This window comes from Streptomyces sp. NPDC048434 (genome assembly GCF_043200375.1).
Lineage (GTDB): Bacteria > Actinomycetota > Actinomycetes > Streptomycetales > Streptomycetaceae > Streptomyces.
The window spans coordinates 1-1,576 of record NZ_JBICXQ010000090.1; the positions used below are offsets into that span (position 1 = coordinate 1).

A 1,576-nucleotide genomic window follows, 5' to 3' on the forward strand; every position below is an offset into this window, starting at 1 on the left:
CCGGAGATTGCCAGTGCCCCAGAAGGCCGGGTGCGCTCGGCCAGCAGTAACAGCGGCGGGGCCGGGTTAATGAGAGAAGGCGTTGGAGTGTGTGCTCGAAAGCCGACCGCCGGTCGGGAGGGGTGATCCGCGTCGTTGTCGCCGCTCCACGAGCGCGGCCGGTAGCGTCTCGCGTTCAGGCTGATCTGGCCTGGTGCACGGCTCGTGTCGGCCACCGGCGCTTTGCGCGAGGTCACCCGCCCACATCCAGGGGAAGCGGGGTGGCCTTCGCACACCGCATGCGCTGTGCATCGCACGGCGGATGCAAGACAGCCCCTGGGCCGTATCTGATCTGCGAGGAGCGCAGCCATGAGACGTTCACGCACTGGGACCGAGCCGGTAGAGGCCCGTAGCCCTCTGCGGTTGCGGCTCATTCTGGCTTCCGCCGCACTGGTGGTCTTCGCCGCGGCAACCGTGCGCCTCGCGATGGGAGCGCACTCTGCCGGACCGCACGATTCCCCCAGTCCCACCGTGCTGCTGGTGCTCGCGGTGGTGTGCGGCGTGCTCGCCATCGTCGGGATGCTGGATGTGGTGGTCCTTATCCGCCGCTTGCGGAGTGAGAGGACCACGGGCGCGTAGCGCCTGTGCCACCAGGCCCGGCATCATGGCGTGAGCGTCGTCGCCGACCGCGCGGATGTGCTGGCGCGGCTGACCGGGGCCTCTGTGGAGACGCGGGCATTGGCCGCGCAGCTCCTCGTTGGAGGGCTCCCTGCGCCGTTGGATGATCTGTCCTGCTGGAGCGGGGTTGATGCGGTGCCGAGCGGCAGCGCGGTTACCGTCGACCACCACGGTCGCCCGCGTCTTCGGTCCTGGTGGCGGGCCCCGGCAGCGGAGGCTTCGTTGGAGCGGGGAGCACTCGCGGTGGGAGGAGCGCTCGCCGCGGCGGTCGAGGACCGCGTGCGTGCCGAGAAGAGCCAGGAACGCGTTGTGGGCTGTGATCTGTCCGGGGGACTCGATTCCACATCCCTTGCCTTTTTCGCCGCCCCGTTAAGCGAACTGGGGACGTTGACTGTCCAGTTCGCCGACGCCGCCAACGACGACCCGAGCTGGGCCGCACGTGCTCGGAAGCTGCTGCCCGGCCTCGCAGGACCGGCGCTCTGCCTGGCAGGCGACCAGGTGCCCGCCCAGTACGCCTGCGCCGGGTCCCCTCCACGCCCGACCGACGCTCCCTCACCGCTGCTGCGCGGCAGGGCCGTTTTGGATGCCGGCGCAGCCGCCTACACCAAGCACAACATCAGCCTGCACCTGGCAGGGCATGGCGGCGATGAAGTGCTTCAGGCCACCCCCGGCTACCTGCACGGACTCGTGCGCCGCCATCCATTGCAGGCAATCCGGCACGTGCGCGGATACCGCTCGCGCAGACGTTGGCCGCTGGGCCTCACCCTGCGGGCTCTCACCGACAGCCGTCCGTACGGGAAATGGCTCGCTGACGAGGCGCGGCTGCTGAGGGCACCGGAGCAGGTGAGCTCGCCGTTCGGCTGGGGAGAGCCACTGCGGCTGGCGCCCTGGGCCACCCCCGAGGCCGAAGCGCTCGTTG

The 1,576-nt window shown here is 70.2% G+C and carries 2 protein-coding genes; both read left to right on the top strand.

The genetic code is table 11. The features are described from left to right. Positions 1–348: 348 nt before the first annotated feature. Complete coding sequence (locus ACGFWI_RS38985; RefSeq protein WP_393910798.1) at positions 349–618, top strand: DUF6343 family protein; 270 nt, start codon at positions 349–351, stop codon at positions 616–618. A 30-nt stretch (positions 619–648) separates the two neighbouring features. After that, positions 649–1,576 (top strand): asparagine synthase-related protein (locus ACGFWI_RS38990; RefSeq protein ID WP_393910799.1); only part of this gene is annotated, 928 nt, incomplete at its 3' end.